This is a genomic window from Comamonas sp. DB36 (assembly GCF_057914905.1).
Genome location: NZ_CP196632.1, coordinates 378,464 through 394,018 on the forward strand (window position 1 = coordinate 378,464; position 15,555 = coordinate 394,018).

A 15,555-nucleotide genomic window follows, 5' to 3' on the forward strand; every position below is an offset into this window, starting at 1 on the left:
CTTCGATCCGATCACGTCATTGCCAATGAATTTCAAGTCCATCGCCAAAATGGATCTGCGGCGCCTGATTCTTGCCCTGACGATTGCAAGCGCGCTCATTTCTCTGGCCAATACGCTGTATGCCAGCTACCAGGTACAACGCCAGCAACTGATCGATGCCGCACTCGAGCGCAACCATGCCTATGCGACCAAGCTCGCGGCCAGCACCGAGGATTTCTTCGATTCGGTGATGCAGCAACTGGGCTATGCCGCGCTGGTGGTCGCCGGAAATTTCAACGACAAGCGGTTTCTCGCTGCCGAGACCGAACGGCTGTTCCTGCAGACCGACAGCTTCAACTCGATTGCCATCATCAACAGCCGGGCCGAAGTGCTGGCCACCTCGCCACAATCGCTGAATCTGGTGGGCATGCAGCTGCAGACGCTGGGCGCGACCCAGTCCATCTCCAGCCGCCGGCCGCTGATCAGCCAGCCCTATCTTTCGACGGCCGGAAACCTGGTGGTGTTCATTTCTCACCCCGTGAACGACGCGCATGGCAACTACCTTGGCGCGATTGCCGGCACGATCTATCTCAAGCACGAGAACTTCCTCAACCGCCTGCTGGCCTCGCACTTCTACGAGGACGGCTCCTACCTCTATGTGGTCGACCAGCACCGGCGCCTGATCTACCATCCGCTCAACGAGCGCGTGGGCACCACGGTGCAAGGCAACCCTGCGATCGATGAAGTCATTGCGGGCATTTCGGGCAAGAAGCAGATCGTCAACAGCCAGCACATCGAGATGCTCGCCGGCTATGCGACCGTTCCTGCGAGCGGCTGGGGCATAGTCGCCCAGCGGCCGCGCGAGGCTACGCTCGCGGCGCTGGATGCGCTGATGCTGCAGGTGCTGCTCAACTCGCTGCCTGCGGCCGCCATTTCGCTGTTGTTCATCTGGTGGTGCGCGCGCCAGATCGCGCGCCCGCTCAAGCAATTGGCCAGCGGCGCCCGAACCATGGACCAGCCCGAGACGGCCGAGGAAATCCAGCGCGTGCATTCCTGGTATTACGAGTCATCGGAGCTCAAGAAAGCCATGCTGCTGGGCATTGGACTCCTGCAGAAGAACATCAACCGCTTGCGCCACGATGCGCATACGGATCCGCTGACGGGCCTGGGCAACCGGCGCACGCTCGATCAGGCGCTGCAGACCTGGGAGCGGGAAAATACACCGTTTTCGGTGATGAGCGTCGACGTCGATCATTTCAAGCGCGTCAACGACACCTACGGGCATGAGGCGGGCGACCGGGTGCTGCAGCAGCTGGCCCGGCACATGCGCGAATGCGCGCGCGAGCGCGATGTGTTTTGCCGCGTGGGCGGCGAGGAGTTTCTGATTCTTCTGCCGCGTACCGCGCCTGACGTTGCGCAGCAGGTCGCGCAGCGGCTGCGCCTGCTGGTCGAGCAGGCGGACATGGCGCCGGCGTCGCATGTGACCATCTCGGTGGGCATTGCGCATTGGCCCGGCAGCGCGCCCGATCTTGCGCGCGTGCTCAAGACTGCCGACGAAATGCTCTACCAGGCCAAGCGCCTGGGACGCAACCGCGTTGAAGTGCACGCCGCCGTGCTGGCGCAGCCGTGATGCACAGAACTTGCGCCATACCATTGTCGCGCGCGGGTAGGATATCCATCAAAGCGAGACCATCTATGCGCCCCATCCTGTCATTTCTGCGTTATGCCCTTCTGGCGCTGGCCGGCGCCAGCAGCTGCCTTCCCGTGCTGGCCCAAGACACCGCGCTGTCGCCGCAATATGCGGCATGCATGGACAAGGCCGGCGGCGTCACGCTGCCCATGCTCGAATGCATGGGCGCCGAGCATGGTCGCCAGGACCGGCGTCTCAATGCGGCCTTTCAAGCGCTGATGTTCGATCTCATTCCCGAGCGCAAGAAGCAGTTGCAGGCCGCACAGCGGCTGTGGATCCAGTTCCGCGATGCCAATTGCAGCTTCTACCACGACCCGGACGGCGGCAGTCTCGCGCGCGTGTCGGCCAATCTATGCCGGCTGCAGATGACTTCGCTTAGGGCCCAGGAACTGGTGGAGCTGCGCGCCGCACGCTGACCCGGGCCGCGCCGCAGACGCCGCCTGTCAGGCCATTGGATCGCCTGCCATGAAGCCAGATGCCGATAGCGAGAAGCCATTAACTGGATGGTGCATACATGAATGATTACCGTACTATTGGGCTTCACGAAGAATTTTTGTTCATGCCGGGTGCGATGCAACTATCGTCTGATCATGAAGGATGCCCCCATTGAAATCTCGCGCAGAAGGCTCCAGACCATGGGGCCCTGATAAAACGAATGCCCGAGGGGATTTCTTCGAAACCCGTCCCGCTTTCAATGCCAAGGCGCTCGCGGTCGCTGTACTCGCGGCGCTGGTGGCATCGCTTATCCCTGCGCTTTATTGGGTGTCGCGAAATCAGTTGGCCAACCAGGATATGCGCTCCACCATCATGCTGGAGAGCAGCCACATAAAATACCTTCTGGCCAATCAATTCAACAGCTTTGAATTGATTGCGCGCAGTGTCAAGGGATTCATCGACGGTTCTGAATATGTGAATTCGGGCGAGTTCAAGATTTTTGTGAATTCCTTGAATCTGCGCTCCATTTCTCCCGGTCTGCAAGGCGTTGGCTTCGCGAAGTTTTTCTCTGGCGATGATGCGGCCGCGCGTGCGCAGCAGCTGTTGAGTCAGGAGCAAGGCGAAGTTGGCTATCGTATCCATCCGGCTGGAGCGAGGCAGTCGTATGCGCCCATCATTTTCATGGAGCCCAAACAGGGTAATGAGAAATCCATAGGATTTGATATTTTCTCCGTCGAGGAGGCCAGGAACTCGGCGACGCTGGCCATCGAAACAGGAGATCTGATCGCCTCGCAGAAATTGACGCTGGTGCAGGACGAGCCGGGCAAGAATGTCGCGGGTTTCGTTCTTTACCTGGCAGTCTACATGCCGGATAAAAGAGAAGCGCCAAGCGCCGAGGTACTGCGCGGGTGGGTGGATCTGCCTTTTCGGCTGGTCGATGTTTTTCAACCCATCGCCAAAAGCCTGGCGCCAGGCCTGCAGCTCGTCTTCTACGAAAGGGAGACGCTCGATGTTTCCGCGATTTCGCACCGCTTCCTGGATGGAGCAACGGTCGAGGACGAGTCGGTCGCCGACAATAGATTCACCAAGGTGGATTACCTCGATTTCGGCGGCAGAAAATGGTATTTCGGAATCACGCCCACCGAAAGCTACATCACCCAGCACCAGACATCGACGCACCACTGGATTGCTTCCATAGGCATTCTTCTGAGTTTCTCCCTGGGGGTCATTCTTTTTCTGTTGTTGACCTCGCGCGAGCGTGCCAAGGCATTGGCGATCGCGATGACGGCCAATCTGCGCGGAATCACCGCGGATCTCAACGATACGCTGGATGCGATTCCCGACCTGCTGTTCGAGATGGATATCAATGCGCGCTACCTCGCCGTGAGAACCAGCAACCAGGCGAGTCTGAACATGCCGGTCGCGGACGTGCTGAACAAGTCCGCCTGGGATGTGCTGCCCTCCAAGGCCGCGAAAGTGCTGTATGACTCGATTCACGAAGCGCAGGCGATGGGGCGCAGCACGGGCAATCGCATCGAGCTGGATGTGGGCGGGGGCACGCGCTGCTTCGAGCTTTCGGTCGCGCGCAAGCAGGGCATGGCCGGCATGCCGCCCAATTTCATCGTGCTGTCGCGCGACATCACCGAGCGCACGCGCGCCGAGCAGCAGGTGCGCCAGCTCGCGTATTTCGATGTGCTGACCGGTCTGCCCAATCGCGGAAACTTTCTGGAAGTCGCGCCCCAGCTGATAGAGCAAAGCAGCGCGCTCAACGGGTTCGGCGCGGTGCTGATGATAGACATCGACAACCTGAAACTCATCAACGACCATTGGGGTCATCAATGCGGGGACGCGGTGCTCAAACATGTGGCGAACCGCGTCTGCCAGGCGGTGGGGCCGCAACATGTGGTGGCGCGATTCGGCGGCGATGAACTGGTCGTGGTGCTCAGCCGCCTGGGCACGGAGCTCGAGCAGGCCAGAGCCACTGCCGAAAGGATTTGCCAGCGCATTCTGCGCGAGATTTCCGCGCCGATGTCGTTTGCCTCGCGCGAGCACTACATTACTTCAAGCATAGGCGTTGCCTTCTTCGACAGCAGCAAGAAGTCGGTCGATGAAATCGTCAGCGGCGCCGACTCGGCGATGTTCCACGCCAAGAACGACGGCCGCAATACCTATAAGTTCTTTGACCGGCAACTGCAGAAAGTGATTGCCGAGCGCGTGCAGCTAGAGCATGACATGCGCGTCGGGCTGTATTCGGACGAGTTCTTTCTGATGCTGCAGCCGCAGGTCGATATGCACGGGCGGGTCACTGGCGCCGAAGCGCTGTGTCGCTGGAAGCACCCGGAAAAGGGACTGATCCCGCCATCGGTGTTCATCGACATCGCCGAGAAAAGCGGCTTCATCTTTCAGCTCGGACAATGGGTATTGCAGCGCGTCTGCGAGACGCTGCACTCCTGGAGCAGCGATCCCGAGCTGTCGCAGCTGCGCCTGGCGGCCAATGTCAGTGCCAAGCAGTTTCAGCATCCCGATTTCCTGGCGCAAACCATGGCCATCATCGAGTCCAGCCAGATCAATCCGCTGATGCTCGAACTGGAAATCACCGAGAGCATCTTTGCCCAGGATGCCGACGATATCGCCAAGAAAATGGGCGCGCTCAAATCCATGGGCATTTATTTTTCGCTGGACGATTTCGGCACCGGCTATTCGTCCCTCAATTATCTCAAGCGTCTGCCGCTCGATCAGCTCAAGATCGATCAGTCCTTCATTCGCGATGTGGTCAGCAGCAGCTTCGATGCGTCCATCGTCGCGACCATCATTTCGCTGGGTGAAAGCCTGGGCCTGCAGGTGCTCGCCGAAGGGGTGGAAACCAGGGAGCAGCATGCCTTCCTGCTGGGCAAGCGCTGCCGCCACTTCCAGGGCTTCCTTTTTGCCAAGCCGCTGTCGGAGGCCGATTTTCTCGCCTACGTGGAACAGGCCTCGCCGGTGCAATAGTGCGCGCGCGGGTGCCGGCGCATTGATGCAGGTCAAGAGGGCGCGCTGCGTTGACCCGGTGGCCTGGCCGGACGGGGCAAACTGTCGGCTGCTGCAGCGCGCTCGGGTGCTGCAGGTCCATGGGCCTCTTGCGGTCCGCAACGATTGACGGAAGGACAGGGGCCATGTGGAAGACGATTGTGAAAGTGTTCAGGTATTTCGAGGGCGCGGTGCCGTTCCGGCTGATCCCCGCGCTGGCCGCGACAGCGGTCCTGGTGGCCCTGCTGCTGATTCCCACGCCCGACGGGCTCACGCCCAAGGCCTGGAGCCTGGTGGCGATATTCCTGACGACCATCGTCGCCATCATTCTCAAGGTCATGCCCATAGGCGTGATGGCGCTGATGGCCATCGTGATCGTGTCGCTGTCCCAGGTCACTTCCAATTCCTCCAAAGGCGCGATCGCCGACGCCTTGAGCAGCTTTTCCAGCCCGCTGATCTGGCTGATCGTGATTGCCATCCTGATTTCGCGCGGCCTGAAGAAAACCGGTCTGGGCAATCGCATAGGCTTGATGTTCATTGCCATGCTCGGCAAGCGCACGCTGGGCATAGGCTATGGGCTGACGATCTGCGAGCTGGTGCTGGCGCCTTTCACGCCCAGCAATACGGCGCGCGGCGGCGGCATCGTGCATCCCATCATGAAGTCCATTGCCAACGCCTTCGACTCCGATCCCGCCAAGGGCACGGAAGCCAAGGTGGGCACTTATCTCGCGCTGGTCAACTACCACGCCAACCCCATCACCTCGGCGATGTTCCTCACGGCCACGGCGCCCAATCCGCTGGTGGTGGACTTCGTCGCCAAGGCCACGAACCAGAGCTTCCATCTGAGCTGGACCACCTGGGCGCTGTGCATGCTGCTGCCCGGCCTGGTGTGCCTGCTGCTGATGCCGCTGGTGATCTATCTGCTGTCCCCGCCCGAACTCAAGGCCACGCCCGATGCCGTGGTGTATGCGCGTGCCGAGATGCAGAAGATGGGCCCGTTCTCGGGCAGCGAGAAGGTCATGATGGCCACGTTCGGCCTGATGCTGCTGCTGTGGGCCAACGTGCCGGCGATGCTGTTCGGCGCGGCGTTCACGCTGGACCCGACGGTGGTTGCCTGCGTGGGGCTGTTCATCCTGATCATCACCGGCACCATCGACTGGGACGACGTGTTGTCGGAGAAAAGCGCCTGGGACACCTTGATCTGGTTTGGCGCGCTGGTGATGCTGGCCGAGCAGTTGAACAAGCTGGGCGTGATCACCTGGTTCTCGATAGGCATGAAGGACGCCATTGTCGCCAGCGGCATGGGCTGGCTGCCGATCGCCGCCGTGCTGGTGCTGGCCTTCGTGTTCTCGCACTACCTGTTTGCCAGCACCACGGCCCACATCAGCGCGATGATGCTGGCCTTTCTCACGGTGGGCGCGCAGCTGATTCCTCCCGAGTATGTCGTGCCTTTCATGCTGATGATGGTGGCCGGCTCGGCCATCATGATGACGCTCACGCACTACGCGACCGGCACCTCGCCCATCATCTTCGGCAGCGGCTATGTGACCTTGGGCAACTGGTGGCGCGTCGGTGCCGTGATGTGCGTGCTCGAGTTGCTGGTGTTCGCGCTGGTCGGCACCGTATGGTGGAAAGTGCTGGGTTACTGGTGAAGCGCTGGCTCAGGGCTGGGCCTCGAGCACATAGCCCAGTCCTCTGAGCGTCGAGATCTGTACCCCGGTGTCCATGAGGCGCTTGCGCAGACGGTGTATCAGGACCTCGATGGCTTCGGGGTGCACGGCGTGGTTTTCGGGAAACACGTGGTCGACCATCTCGCGCTTGGTCAGCGGCTCGCCCACGCGCTCAATGAGCGTGCGCAGCACCGCATGTTCGCGCGAGGTCAGTGACAGGGCCTCGTAGCCTATGTCAAAGCGTTTGGTCGCGACGTCGAACACCAGTTTGCCGCAGCTGTACTTCGTCGGCTCGCGGCCCTTGGCGCGGCGATGCAGGGCGAGCAGCCGAGCCTCCAGTTCCTCGACTTCGAAAGGCTTGGCAAGAAAGTCGTCGGCGCCGCCTCTCAATGTCGCGACTTTCTGCGCCAGCGTATCGCGCGCCGTGAGCACAAGAATGGGAACGGGATCCTGCGCTTCGCGCAGTTGTTCGAGCACCTCTTCTCCGCCCAGGCCCGGAAGGCCCAGATCGAGTATCAACGCGTCATAGCGATTGCCGCGCATGGCGCGGCGCACGAGACGGCCATCCGCCACCCAGTCGACCTGATTGCCGCTTTGCGCGAGCGTGCGCATCAGCCAGTCGGCCAGCGCCGATTCATCTTCGGCCAGTAAAAGTCGCATGCCCATTCCGTTGTAGCTCCCAGTTGTCCAAGCCATTGTCCCGAGTGCGCGGCGCTGCTGCCAGTCCGGAGGAAACCCTTGTGGCCCGGGCCGATTTTTGACAGCGCAATGAAAGCTGCGCCCACCTATCTTCGTCGGGCAAGTCCCGGCGAATTCCTCGCCGCAACCATCAAGGAGACAAGTCTTGAGAATCCAATACAAATACAGCCTGGGCGCGCTTGCCGTCGCCTGCCTGGTGATCGCCTGTGGCGGTGACGGCGGTGATGGCGATGTGGTCGCCGAGCCACCGCTCGTCGACACCTCGCCGAAGAATGTGCGCATGACCTGGTTCGGGGTCACCAACTGGCACTACCAGGTGGGCGAGCTGGGCATACTGCTTGACGGCGCGGTCGGCTATCCCGCGCGCGACGCAAACCCGGCAATGGTCACCAAGGTGCACGATGCGCTCAAGCTCAAGGGGGATGTCGACGTCGTTCTTCTGGGCCATCTGCATGGCGACCACTCGGTCGATACACCAGAATGGGCAAAGCAGACCAAGGCCCAGTATTACGGCTCCAAGGCCGCGTGCCAGGAAGCGGTGGCCTATGGAATTGCCGCGGCGAAGTGCACCGCGCTGTATGGCGGCGAGAAGGTGCAGCTCAACGAACATGTGACCATGCGCGTGGTGCGCTGGGTGCACAGCATAGGCTGCGGCCTGCTGCAAAACGGCGGCGGCATTGAAACCTTCGGCTACCTGTTCACGGCCAAGACCGCCGAGAAGACGCTGACCTGGTATGTGACCGATTCGGGCGCCGGCGGCAAGGATTTGACCACCGACCAGATAGACACCGATGGCGTCAATCGCGGCGCACCGCTTTCCAATCTTTCGAAGGCCGTGCGCGACGCGGGCATCGATGGCTTTGAAGTGTGGCAAGGCGGCCCGGAATCCCGCGTGGTGAACCAGGCGCGCGTGGTGGTGCCGGCGTTTGACGTCAAATACTTCATGCCCCACCATTTCGGCGCGCGCGGCGGCTTCAACATCACCAACGGTCTGCACTATCCCTATGTGGAAGACGAGATGCCCGAGCTCAAGAAGTTCCTGGCCAAGTCCGGGGTTCCGCAGGTCTACGCGACCAACTACTTCGACGCCTACCTCTACGATGCCAAGGGTCTGCGCCCGGACGGCAATGCCGAGGTGAAGCTGGCGATGGGACTGCCCGCATCGGGCGTCGGCCCGGGCGTGCAGGGCAGCAACCCGCGCCAGGGCGAGATGGAATGCCCGGGCGACTGACGCCCGTGGGGCCGCGAAGCGCTTCTACGCGGCCTGCAGCCAGCTGGCCAGCAGCGTGTTGACGGCTTCGGGCCGCTCGTACTGCACCCAGTGGCCCGCGCCCGCAAGAATGGTCCAGTCGCGTCCGGGTCGCTGCTGGCTCAGCGCCTGCGCGGCTTCGGCCGGAATGGCGGTGACATCGTCCTCGCCCCAGACCAGCAGCACGGGCTTGTCGAAGTCCTGCAGCGCCTGCAGCAGCAGCGGGCTGCGCGAAATCGCCTTGCTGCGAAAACGTGTGCGCTCACAGGCCTGGCCATGCACCTGCAGCGCCAGCGCGTCGGCCGGGCCGGCGAGCATGAAGGCTTCGACGTTCTGCAGCAGCGCCTGCCAGCGCTGCGCGCCTTCATGCGCGCGCCAGTCGTGCAGCGCCTGCTTGTCGCGGCGCGCGCCGCCATGGCCGCCGCAGCCCAGCAGCGCCAGGCGCTCAAGCCGGGGCAGGCGCGGCGCGAGCAGGCCGGCCACCGCGCCGCCAAACGAGAAGCCCGCCAGGTGCAGCGGGCCCTCGGGCGCCAGCTGCTCCACGCCCAGGCGTAGGCTTTCCACCAGCAGTTCCAGGCGTTCGGGCGCATGCGCTGCGGCCGCGAAGTCGGCGGAGTCGCCAAAGCCCGCGAGGTCGGGAACGATCACGCGGAAATGCGCCGCCAGCGCCTCGATGTTGCGAATCCAGTGCGTCCAGGCGCCATGGCCGCCGTGGATCAGCACCAGCGGCGTGCCGCTTCCCCAGACGCGCCAGCGGGTTTCACAGCCGCCCAGGTCAAGAACATGGTGGGTGGCACGGCGGTCGCAGTCGGCAATCAGCGCGGCCGCGGCCTGGATTTCATCGGGGGGGAAGGCAATCATCTGCGCAAGGGTCTCGGTCAATATTGCATTATCAGCGCGTCCACGGCCATCACGCCCCGGCCTTCGGGCATGACCATCAGCGGGTTGACTTCGGCTTCGCTGACCCGCAGCTCGGGCCGCAGCGCAAGCTGCGACAGATTGGCAATCGCCTGGGCCAGGGCCTCGAGGTCGCCTCTGGGCTTGCCGCGCAGGCCGCAGACGGTCTGCAGCATCTTGACTTCGCCAATCATCTCGCGCGCTGTCGCCACGCTGACCGGCGCCAGGCGGATGCTGCGGTCGCGCATCACTTCGGCCCAGATGCCGCCCGCGGCCAGCATGATGATGGGGCCGGCATCGGCGTCGACGCGGTAGCCGACCAGCACTTCGGTCAGGCCGCGGCGCATGGGCTGGACCAGCACCTGGTCGCAGGCAATGCCGGGCGCACGCTCGGCGAGATTGGCGCGCAGGGTGGCGAAGGCGTGCGCGAGTTGCTGCGCGTTCTCAATGCCCAGCACCACGCCGCCGACTTCGGTCTTGTGCGGAATCTGCGCCGAGCAGACCTTGGCCACGACGGGGTAGTCGAAGGGCAGCGCAACCGGCGGCGAGGCGATATCGAAGGTCGCCGCGGGCGCATGCGGCACCTGCAGCGTGTCGAGCAGCGCATAGGCCTGGGCTTCGTTCAGCGCCTGGCCCTGGCCGGCGCTGGCGCGCACCGTGGCGGGCGTGCCGGGAATGCGCCGGGCCAGCACCGAGGCAATCGCATCGGCGCAGGCTTCGGGCGAGCGAAAGCAGGGAATCTGCGCCTGCGTCAGCTGCGCCAGGGCCTGGGGCGCATCGGGCACCAGCATTGCCAGCAGCGGCTTGGCGTGGTGGGCGCTGTCGATGATGGGCTTGACGGCCAGATCGGGGTTGAAGCGCGCCGACGAGCCCACCACGGCCACCACCATGTCGAACTCGGGCGCCTCGAGCAGGATGTCTAGCGCTTTCTTCATGACTTCGTACTTGGTGCCGGCCAGCGTCAGATCGAGCACCCGGCCCGCGCTGCCCGGGATGTTGGCGGCCTGGAGCTTGGCCAGCGTTTCGGCCGAGACCGGTTGCACGGTGACGTCGCGAATGCCCAGCTGGTCGACCACCATGGCCGCGCCGCCGCCGGTGGTGGTGACCACGCCCACGCGCTTGCCGGTCTTTGGCACCAGTGGAATCTTGCGCGCCAGCGGAAACACCTCGAACAGGGTTTCCAGCATTTCCACGCGCACCACGCCCAGGTCCTTGAGAAATGCGTCGGCAATGTCGTCTTCGCCGGCAAGCGCGCCGGTATGCGTCGCGGCCATTTCCGCGGCGGCGCTGGAGCGCCCCAGCTTGTAGGCGACCACGGGCTTGCCGCGTTTCGCGGCCGCGCGCGCAAACGCCTGGATGGCGTCGCCGTGGCGCAGGCTTTCGAGAAACAGCACATAGCCCTGGATGGCGGGGTCGTCGAGCGTGGCCGCGCAGATTTCGCCCACGCTCAGATCGACTTCGCTGCCCACCGAGACCAGGCCGGCAAAGCCCACGCCGCGCGCCTTGCCGCGCGAGACCAGTGCGCCAATCATGCTGCCGCTGTGCGAGGCGACAAACACATTGCCCTTGGGCATGTCGGGCTCGGCAAAGGCCGCGTTGGCGGTCAGCATCAGTCCGTTGCCGGGATTGACCACGCCCAGGCTGCTCGGGCCAAGTATGCGGATGCCGGTCTTCTGGGCGATCGCCCGCAGCGCGTCCTCTCGCGCCAGGCCTTCGGCGCCCGACTCGGAGAAACCGCTGGCCAGAATGGTCACCAGCTTCACTCCCAGGTCGGCGCATTCCTGCACCGTGGGCACGACCGAATCGGTGGGCGAGAGCACAAACACATGCTCGGGCACTTCGGGCAGCGCGGCAAGACTGGGCCAGGCTTTCTCGCCCTGCACCTGGGTGCGGTTGGGATTGATCGGGTAGATCGTTCCCGCAAAGCCCGAGCGGCGCATGAACTGCAGCGGCCGCCCGCCGGTCTTGTTCACGTCATCGGACACGCCGACCAGTGCAATGCTCCTGGGGTAGAGCAGCGCCTGGCAGATGGAGGCGGAGGAGGAAAGAGGCATGAAGGATTTCTGGTTGGAAAGGGGAGCGGCGGGTGCGGTCGCAACGTGCATGTTCAGGCCTTGGCCGGACGCTGGGAGAACGTGCGGCCGAACACGCCTTCGGCAATGCGGTTCTTGAGCATCTCTATCGAGCCGCCGGCAATCATCCAGCCGCGCGTGCGGCGCACGCAGTATTCGACCAGCGCCTCCTGGCTGAAGCCCATTCCGCCCATCACCTGCATGGCTTCATTGGACGCTTCCCAGCCCGCGAGATTGCAGGCCAGCTTGGCCATGGCCGTGCTCTGCGCGCTGGGCAGGCCATGCTCGCCTTCGAGCGCAGCCTTGTACAGCAGCAGCTGCGCCTGCTCGAGCTTCATCCACATCTCGGCGAATTTCCACTGCAGGCCCTGGAACTCGCACAGCTCGCGGCCGAACTGCTTGCGAATCAGCGCATGCTCGCGCGCCTGGTTGAACGCATAGCGGCCCAGCGCCAGCGCGCGCGCCGAGTTGCCCAGCCGCTCGACATTGAAGCCCGAGATCTGCTTCTTGAACCCGCCCGGGCCCAGCAGCAGATTGGCCTTGGGAATGCGGCAGTCCTCGAAGTACAGCTGCGACCATTGCTCGCCGTTCATGAAGTTCGACGGCGTGCCGACGACAAAGCCGGGCGTGCCTTTCTCGACCAGCACCGAACCGATGCCGCCGACGCCGGGGCCAAAGCGCACATAGATGAGAAACAGCTCGGCTTCGGGGCTGTGGGTGGAGAACACCTTGGAGCCGTTGATCACATAGCTGTCGCCGTCTTCGACGGCGCTGGTCTTGAGTTCGGTCGCGGCCGAACCCGCGTCGGGCTCGCTCATGCCCAAAGAGATGAGCTTTTTTCCAGCCAGCAGATCGGGCAGAAAGCGCTGCTTCTGCTCGGGCGTGGCGTACTCGACAAAGGTGCGGATAGGGCCGAAATTGCCGGCCTGCACGATGTCGGCACTCTTGGGGCAGGCCAGGGCAATCTGCTGTATCGCCAGCACCGCGTGCATCAGCGTGCCGCCCTGGCCGCCGTCTTCCTCGGCAAACGCAATGCCCAGCAGGCCCTGCTCGGCCAGCAGCTGCGCGGTCTCCCAGGGGTAGTGCTTGGCATGGGCACGCTCAAGCGCGCCGGGCGCGAGCTTGTCCTGGGCAAAACGGGCGACGCTGTCGGCAAATGCCTGGTGTTCTTCGGAAAGTTCGAAATTCATGGTGTGACTGGCCTGTGGGTAGTTGGGCCAATGATGCGGGGAATTTCGCCGTCCAGTCTTTCCACTTGGTTGCCCAGAGATGACTAAAAGTCATTTCACAGCAAGCAGAAAAAGAAGCCTTCTTCAGCCTTGCTCGAGCTCCTGCAGGAACGCTTCGTAGAAGTCGCGCAGGCGCTGCTGGCGCAGGGCGGCGCGGCGCGCGCCTTCTGCTGTCTGAAAGCCTTCGGCCAGGCGCAAAAGTTTGGTCTGGAAATGATCGAGGGTGTAGCGCGTGTCGTCCAGCGGGCGCTGGCCGGCGCGCGGGTCGGCCGGCTCGTACAGAGCGCGCCCCAGCCGCCCGCCGACATAGAAGCAGCGCGCCGCGCCTATCAGGCCGATCGCGTCAAGCCGGTCGGCGTCCTGCAGGATGCGCGCCTCAATGCTGCGCGGCGCAATTGCCGCGCTGTGGCTGTGCGCCTCGATGGCATGCGCGGCCACCTCGATGCGCGCCTGGGGCCAGCCCAGGCCGGCCAGCACGCCGGCGGCCTTTTGCGCCGACAGCCGCGAGGCCTGGGCGCGCAATGGCGAGTTCTTCTCCACATTCACGCAGTCGTGCAGCAGCGTGGCGGCCAGCAGCGCCTCGAGATCGCCGCCTTCGACCGCCTGCAGTGCCTGCACGCTGCGCCACACGCGCTGCAGATGGGCGGCGTCATGCGCACCGTCGCCGCTGCCGGCTGTAGTGTCGATGGCATGCGGCAGCAGTTGCGCGGCCAGCGCGGTGTAGGGGGTAAAGGCGTGGAGCTCGGTCTCGGGGGCTATGCAGGTCGTCATGGCCCGATTCTAAGTTTGCGCATTGCACGCGGCCGCATCGGGAGTGGCCGGCATTGCCGCTGGCACAAGCTTGCGGTAGCCTACGGACTCCATAGTGCTCGGGAGTCTTTCCATGCCACGTCGTTTTGTTCTGTCCGCCTGCACCGCTGCTGCAGCGGTGGTCCTGGTCGCTGCCTGCGGCGTCACGCCGCCCACAAGCGGCAACGCCATGGGCTTCTTCATCACCAGCGACAACCCGGGCAAGGGCGGCGACCTCGGCGGCCTGGCCGGCGCCGATCGCTTCTGCCAGTCGCTGGCCACCAGCGCCGGGGCGGGCCACAAGACCTGGCGCGCCTACCTGAGCACCGCCGCGCTCAATGGCCAGCCGGCGGTCAATGCGCGTGACCGCATAGGCAGCGGCCCCTGGGCCAATGCCAAGGGTGTGGTTGTCGCCACCAGCGTGGCCGACCTGCACAGCGCCAACGCCAAGCTGGGCAAGGACACCTCGCTGACCGAGAAGGGCGAAGTCGTTTCGGGCTTTGGTGATCCGGTCAACCGCCACGACATCCTCACCGGCTCGCGCGCCGACGGCACGCTGGCCGTGGCCGAGCCCGGCAAGGACACCACCTGCGGCAATTGGACCAGGAGCGAGGGCGGCTCCGCCATGGTGGGACACCACGACCACAAGGGCACCAACCCCGACCCGGTTGCCAACGCTTCCTGGAACGCCTCGCATGGCACGCGCGGCTGCAGCCTCGACCAGCTCAAGATGAGCGGCAGCGCCGGCCTCATGTACTGCTTCGCGGCCAACTGAGCGGACTGAAGGCGGGGGCTGAACCATGGGGCGGGGGCCCTCGCCCGCAGATCCATGCCAATCATTGCTGGCGCAGGCAAAGGCGCGGTTGCACGGCTGAGTCACCACCAGGCAAAATTGCCGGCTCAATCACTGGAGCCTGCATGCTGTTTGCCGTCCTGTTCAATGATTTCCCTGGAATGGCCGAGGTTCGCGCGCAGAACCTGGCTGCCCATCTGGCGTGGCTGGAGAAACACCAGGCCGTCATCCCCGTGGGCGGCTCGCTAAGGCGTGAACTGAACGAAACGCCCAAAGGCGGACTCTGGATAGCGGACGCGCAAAGCAAGGAAGAGCTGGACGCATTGCTCAGGACTGATCCATTCTTCACGGCGGGCTTGCGAAAAGACTACGAAATACTCCATTGGTCAAAAGCAAACCCGGCGCGGAAAGCCTCCTTTTAAAGGCCGGATAACGGATCGATGGGTGCGTGGTGTCAGGCATGGCTCAACGGTAAGCCGGAAAAGAATGGCTGCTAGTCAATGACATACATCGGCCAAGAGCAGCCATGGAAATACTTTAATCGCCCTAGGCACCGCCCCTATTCAGGCTATTGATTGATGCTCGACTGCTCTGAAACCTAGGCTTTGTGTGAACCGTAGTAAATAGCCATCTGGATCAAGCACCAAGAAATTAAGCTCGCCGTGCAGGCGCTCATTGTCTCGATACCAACATTCTTCAATAGGCCTGCGCAATGCGATACCAGCGTCTCCGAGGGACTTGGCCAAGGCTTTGGAATCAGAGCATTGAATCGAGAGATTCATTCCTCGACCATATGGAGAGACCAGGGGGCCTACGCGCCATGGAGACTCTTCCTGGTCATCCTGTTCCAGCATCAATTGGCTCCCTTGAAAGGACAGAAAGGTGAATTTGTCTTCTGGGCGTTCGTATTCGATTTGAAATCCCAGGATCAGGCAGTAAAAATCCAAGCTTCGTTTTAAATCAGAAACAATCATCTCTGGAACCAAATTATTCATTTTCACAAACGGACTCCTTGTCGTTGATAACACACACGATAGCGGTGGGATT

At 63.2% G+C, this 15,555-nt stretch carries 13 protein-coding genes; 7 read left to right on the top strand and 6 right to left on the bottom strand.

Annotated features, from left to right (window positions below; all coding sequences use genetic code 11):
* Positions 1-25 precede the first annotated feature (25 nt).
* The 4 genes from ACSVDO_RS22720 to ACSVDO_RS22735 all read left to right on the top strand — a co-directional run bounded on the left by ACSVDO_RS22720 (position 26) and on the right by ACSVDO_RS22735 (position 6,762).
* The gene (locus tag ACSVDO_RS22720) at positions 26-1,609 is read left to right on the top strand and encodes a sensor domain-containing diguanylate cyclase (RefSeq protein WP_489596481.1); all 1,584 of its coding nucleotides are present in this window, start codon (positions 26-28) and stop codon (positions 1,607-1,609) included.
* A 65-nt stretch (positions 1,610-1,674) separates the two neighbouring features.
* The gene (locus tag ACSVDO_RS22725; protein ID WP_332538604.1) at positions 1,675-2,085 is read left to right on the top strand and encodes a lysozyme inhibitor LprI family protein; all 411 of its coding nucleotides are present in this window, start codon (positions 1,675-1,677) and stop codon (positions 2,083-2,085) included.
* A gap of 181 nt (positions 2,086-2,266) precedes the next feature.
* On the top strand, positions 2,267-5,092 hold the full coding sequence (locus ACSVDO_RS22730) for a bifunctional diguanylate cyclase/phosphodiesterase (RefSeq protein WP_489596483.1): 2,826 nt from the start codon (positions 2,267-2,269) through the stop codon (positions 5,090-5,092).
* Positions 5,093-5,256: 164 nt separating this feature from the next.
* Complete coding sequence (locus ACSVDO_RS22735; RefSeq protein ID WP_489596484.1) at positions 5,257-6,762, top strand: DASS family sodium-coupled anion symporter; 1,506 nt, start codon at positions 5,257-5,259, stop codon at positions 6,760-6,762.
* A 9-nt stretch (positions 6,763-6,771) separates the two neighbouring features.
* On the opposite strand, the gene ACSVDO_RS22740 is transcribed toward ACSVDO_RS22735, so the two are convergent.
* Complete coding sequence (locus tag ACSVDO_RS22740; RefSeq protein WP_489596486.1) at positions 6,772-7,440, bottom strand: response regulator; 669 nt, start codon at positions 7,438-7,440, stop codon at positions 6,772-6,774.
* 184 nt (positions 7,441-7,624) lie between these two features.
* On the opposite strand from ACSVDO_RS22740, the gene ACSVDO_RS22745 reads away from it, so the two are divergent.
* Positions 7,625-8,710, top strand: coding sequence for an MBL fold metallo-hydrolase (locus tag ACSVDO_RS22745; RefSeq protein WP_489596488.1), 1,086 nt, complete (start codon positions 7,625-7,627; stop codon positions 8,708-8,710).
* 24 nt (positions 8,711-8,734) lie between these two features.
* On the opposite strand, the gene ACSVDO_RS22750 is transcribed toward ACSVDO_RS22745, so the two are convergent.
* The 4 genes from ACSVDO_RS22750 to ACSVDO_RS22765 all read right to left on the bottom strand — a co-directional run bounded on the left by ACSVDO_RS22750 (position 8,735) and on the right by ACSVDO_RS22765 (position 13,697).
* Positions 8,735-9,610 (bottom strand): alpha/beta fold hydrolase, encoded by an 876-nt coding sequence (locus tag ACSVDO_RS22750; protein WP_489596490.1) that lies wholly within the window; start codon positions 9,608-9,610, stop codon positions 8,735-8,737.
* Positions 9,607-11,679: an acetate--CoA ligase family protein gene (locus tag ACSVDO_RS22755; protein WP_489596491.1), complete on the bottom strand. Its 2,073-nt coding sequence runs from the start codon at positions 11,677-11,679 to the stop codon at positions 9,607-9,609. Before ACSVDO_RS22755 ends, ACSVDO_RS22750 begins: the two co-directional genes overlap by 4 nt.
* Before the next feature lie 53 nt (positions 11,680-11,732).
* The gene (locus ACSVDO_RS22760) at positions 11,733-12,887 is read right to left on the bottom strand and encodes an acyl-CoA dehydrogenase family protein (protein WP_332548948.1); all 1,155 of its coding nucleotides are present in this window, start codon (positions 12,885-12,887) and stop codon (positions 11,733-11,735) included.
* Positions 12,888-13,010: 123 nt separating this feature from the next.
* The gene (locus tag ACSVDO_RS22765; RefSeq protein ID WP_489596493.1) at positions 13,011-13,697 is read right to left on the bottom strand and encodes an HD domain-containing protein; all 687 of its coding nucleotides are present in this window, start codon (positions 13,695-13,697) and stop codon (positions 13,011-13,013) included.
* Positions 13,698-13,809: 112 nt separating this feature from the next.
* Here ACSVDO_RS22765 and ACSVDO_RS22770 point away from each other — a divergent pair, with 112 nt between their 5' ends.
* Complete coding sequence (locus ACSVDO_RS22770) at positions 13,810-14,490, top strand: hypothetical protein (RefSeq protein WP_489596495.1); 681 nt, start codon at positions 13,810-13,812, stop codon at positions 14,488-14,490.
* A 143-nt stretch (positions 14,491-14,633) separates the two neighbouring features.
* Positions 14,634-14,930, top strand: coding sequence for a YciI family protein (locus tag ACSVDO_RS22775; RefSeq protein WP_489596497.1), 297 nt, complete (start codon positions 14,634-14,636; stop codon positions 14,928-14,930).
* Between the two features lie 141 nt (positions 14,931-15,071).
* On the opposite strand, the gene ACSVDO_RS22780 is transcribed toward ACSVDO_RS22775, so the two are convergent.
* Positions 15,072-15,503 carry a bleomycin resistance protein gene (locus ACSVDO_RS22780; protein WP_489597387.1) on the bottom strand — a complete coding sequence of 144 codons (432 nt, stop codon included), beginning with the start codon at positions 15,501-15,503 and terminating at the stop codon, positions 15,072-15,074.
* Between the last annotated feature and the right edge of the window lie 52 nt (positions 15,504-15,555).